3 protein-coding genes and 1 pseudogene are annotated in these 3,268 nt (G+C 71.4%); 3 read left to right on the top strand and 1 reads right to left on the bottom strand.

Annotated elements, in window-relative coordinates:
• Positions 1-81, top strand: a pseudogene (locus tag Q5425_RS21225) (RNA polymerase subunit sigma); the annotation flags it as partial.
• Positions 82-1,017 (top strand): anti-sigma-D factor RsdA, encoded by a 936-nt coding sequence (locus Q5425_RS21220; protein WP_308674009.1) that lies wholly within the window; start codon positions 82-84, stop codon positions 1,015-1,017.
• A 65-nt stretch (positions 1,018-1,082) separates the two neighbouring features.
• On the opposite strand, the gene Q5425_RS21215 is transcribed toward Q5425_RS21220, so the two are convergent.
• Positions 1,083-1,478 carry a DUF5319 domain-containing protein gene (locus Q5425_RS21215; protein ID WP_003073549.1) on the bottom strand — a complete coding sequence of 132 codons (396 nt, stop codon included), beginning with the start codon at positions 1,476-1,478 and terminating at the stop codon, positions 1,083-1,085.
• Between the two features lie 164 nt (positions 1,479-1,642).
• On the opposite strand from Q5425_RS21215, the gene guaB reads away from it, so the two are divergent.
• A complete protein-coding gene (gene guaB / locus Q5425_RS21210) occupies positions 1,643-3,154 on the top strand; it encodes an IMP dehydrogenase (protein WP_308674008.1) in 1,512 nt (503 codons plus the stop codon).
• The last annotated feature ends 114 nt before the right edge of the window (positions 3,155-3,268 follow it).

Genomic DNA, 3,268 nt, shown 5'->3' with positions numbered 1-3,268 from the left:
ACCCCCGGCGCCGTCCGCGTCGCCCAGCACCGCGCCCTCGCGCGGCTGAGAAAGGTCCTGGCCGCGGAGGAGGTGATTTGAGTGACCGGTCGTGAGAAGAGATTCGAGCCGGATGACGTCTTCGGCAGTGGCCTGACGGCGTCGGAGGCGGAGTTCGCCGCCGACCTGTCGGCGGTGCAAGCCGACGACGCGCTGCTCGACGCGCTCGGCGGGTCCGACCCGGCGCTGGCCGACGGTCTCGGAGACCAGGAGCTCAACGCGTTGCTGGTGGCGTGGCGAAGAGACATCGACAGCGAGCCGCTGGCCGAGCTCGTCGACGTCGACACCGCGGTGCGCACCGTGAGCACCGCCGCGCTCGCGAGGCGGCACGCCGCGAGCGGACGCCGCCGCAGGCTGCTCGTCCCGGTCGCCGTTGCCGCCGCCGTGCTGGCGATCGCGTTCACCGGTACCGGGCTGGCCGCGCGCTCCGCGCAGCCCGGAGACACGCTCTGGGGCCTCGCCAAGGTCCTCTACTCCGACCACACCCGTTCGGTCGAGGCGGCCGCGACCGCGAAGCTCGACCTCGAGAAGGCCAACCTCGCCATCGCCGGCGGCAACCTCGACGCCGCCCGCCAGGCCCTCCAGGACGCCCAAGCCGCCCTGTCGCAGGTCACCGACGAGGAGAACCGCGATCAGCTGATGGAGCAGCACCGGCAGCTCGCCGCCCAGCTCCAGAACCCCGAAGCGCCGATCCAGGGTCCGATCCAGACCTCGGTGCCGGCGGTGGTCCCGGGTGCCCCGTCTTCGCAGGCGGCGCCGGCCGGTTCGGCGACGTCCATCCCGGGCAGCGGCAGCGGCACCACCAGCCTGCCCGGCAGCGGCACGCCGACCCCGACGCCCCCGCCGCCGACCAGTGAAACCCCGACCCCGACGCCCACCCCGCCGCCGACCAGCACGGTCGCCAGCGGGAACGACCCGGGCACGCCGCGCAGCGAGTCCGCTGGCGGACAGCCCCAGGGCGTCAGCGAAACGCCGTAGGCCACAAGCACGAAGAAGCCCTGGTGAGATAACTCACCAGGGCTTCTTCTGTGTCTCGGAGTGCCTCAGTAGGCGCTCTCGTTGGCCGTCACGCCGTCGGCGAAGCCGCGGCAGTAGTCCCAGCTGACGTAGTCGCCGGGGTTCGGGTCGTAAGCCGGCTCGTGCGGGCGCATCCGCCCGTCGGCCAGCAGCTGCTCGAGGCTGGCCCGCAGCAGGTGCCAGTCGTGGTAGTGCGGTTCGTCGCACTCACCGCAGTCGACGACGATCCCGCGGACACCGCGGGGTTCGAGCAGGGCCTGGTAGACGGCCAGATCCGACAGATCGGCCAGCAGTTCGGTGCGTTCGGAGTCGCTGATCGGCTCGTCCAGCCGATCCTCGGGGTCTCCGAACGCGCGGGCGGGGTCGTCCGGGTCATCCGCGAACGGGTCTGGAGGCAGGACATCGTGCGCCACGGCCTGCACGGTACCGGGCGGTCCCGCCGGCTCGCCCACCGCCCGGGGCGGGCGGCGGACGGCGGATATCATGAGGGGAAGGCTCCGAGTCGCCACTGATCTTGGATCAACGCAGCTCTTGGATCAAACGCAGCGACACGCTCATCCCGCGCCAGGAAGGCCCTTCACCCGCTATGACCAGCGACGGCATCACCGCCCCCGTTCCGGCCAAGTTCGCCATGCTCGGCCTGACCTTCGACGACGTGCTGCTGCTGCCGGCCGAATCGGACGTGGTCCCCAGCACGGTCGACACGAGCACCCGGCTGACCCGGAACATCACCCTCGGCGTCCCGCTGGTGTCCGCGGCGATGGACACCGTCACCGAGGCGCGGATGGCCATCGCCATGGCCCGCCAGGGCGGCATCGGCGTGCTCCAGCGCAACCTGCCGATCGACGAGCAGGCCGCCGCGGTCGAGGTCGTCAAGCGCTCCGAGGCCGGCATGGTCACCGACCCGGTCACCTGTTCGCCGGACGCGACGCTGGCCGAGGTCGACGCCCTGTGCGCGAAGTTCCGCATCTCCGGCGTGCCGGTGACCGACGCGGCCGGGACGCTGGTGGGCATCATCACCAACCGCGACATGCGGTTCGAGGTGGACCACAGCCGCCCGGTGTCCGAGGTCATGACGAAGGCGCCGCTGGTGACCGCCCAGGTCGGGGTGTCGGCGGACGCCGCGCTCGGCCTGCTGCGCCGCCACAAGATCGAGAAGCTGCCGATCGTCGACGGCGCGGGCAAGCTCCGCGGCCTGATCACGGTCAAGGACTTCGTGAAGACCGAGCAGTACCCGAAGGCGACGAAGGACCCGGACGGCAGGCTCATCGTCGGTGCCGCGGTCGGCGTGGGGGTCGACGGGCACAAGCGCGCGATGACGCTCGCCGAAGCCGGCGTCGACGTGCTGATGGTCGACACCGCCCACGGGCACTCCCGCGCGGTCGTCGACACGGTCGCGCTGCTGAAGAAGGAGCTCGGCGACGCGGTCGACATCGTCGGCGGCAACGTCGCGACCCGGGCGGGCGCGCAGGCGCTGGTCGACGCGGGCGCGGACGGCATCAAGGTCGGCGTCGGCCCGGGCTCCATCTGCACCACCCGGATCGTGGCGGGCGTCGGCGTGCCGCAGATTTCGGCGATCTACGAGGCCGACCAGGCGGCGCGGCCGGCGGGCATCCCGGTGATCGGCGACGGCGGCATCCAGTACTCGGGCGACATCGCGAAGGCCATCGCGGCCGGCGCGTCCACGGTGATGCTGGGCAGCCTGCTCGCCGGCACCGCCGAATCGCCGGGCGACCTGATCCTGGTCGGCGGCAAGCAGTTCAAGGTCTACCGCGGCATGGGCTCGCTGGGCGCGATGCAGTCCCGCGGCCAGGGCAAGTCGTACTCGAAGGACCGCTACGCCCAGGACGACGTGCTCAACGAGGACAAGCTGGTCCCCGAGGGCATCGAGGGCCGCATCCCGTTCCGCGGCCCGCTCGCGAACGTCGTGCACCAGCTGGTCGGCGGCCTGCGCGCCGGAATGGGCTACGCCGGCGCCGAGACGATCGCGCAGCTGCAGGACGCCCAGCTGGTCCGCATCACCGCGGCCGGGCTCAAGGAGAGCCACCCGCACGACATCACGATGACGGTCGAGGCGCCCAACTACACGACCCGCTGACGCACCCAATGTGGCGTTCGGTGCGTTCGACGCACCCAATGTGGGGCGGATTCATGCGGTCGTCGCAACATGCTCTATTTAGGACAGTAACATTGTGAGCTTCTTTGCAGGGCT

This window comes from Amycolatopsis sp. A133, from assembly GCF_031082405.1.
In the GTDB taxonomy this organism is placed as follows: Bacteria; Actinomycetota; Actinomycetes; order Mycobacteriales; family Pseudonocardiaceae; genus Amycolatopsis.
Note: the sequence above shows the minus strand (reverse complement) of the source record. Positions and strands in the feature narration are given on the sequence as shown.

Bases quoted from the DNA above. Each gene is read 5' to 3' on its own strand.
- guaB (WP_308674008.1), top strand. From the start codon at position 1,643: ATGACCAGCGACGGCATCACCGCCCCCGTTCCGGCCAAGTTCGCCATG.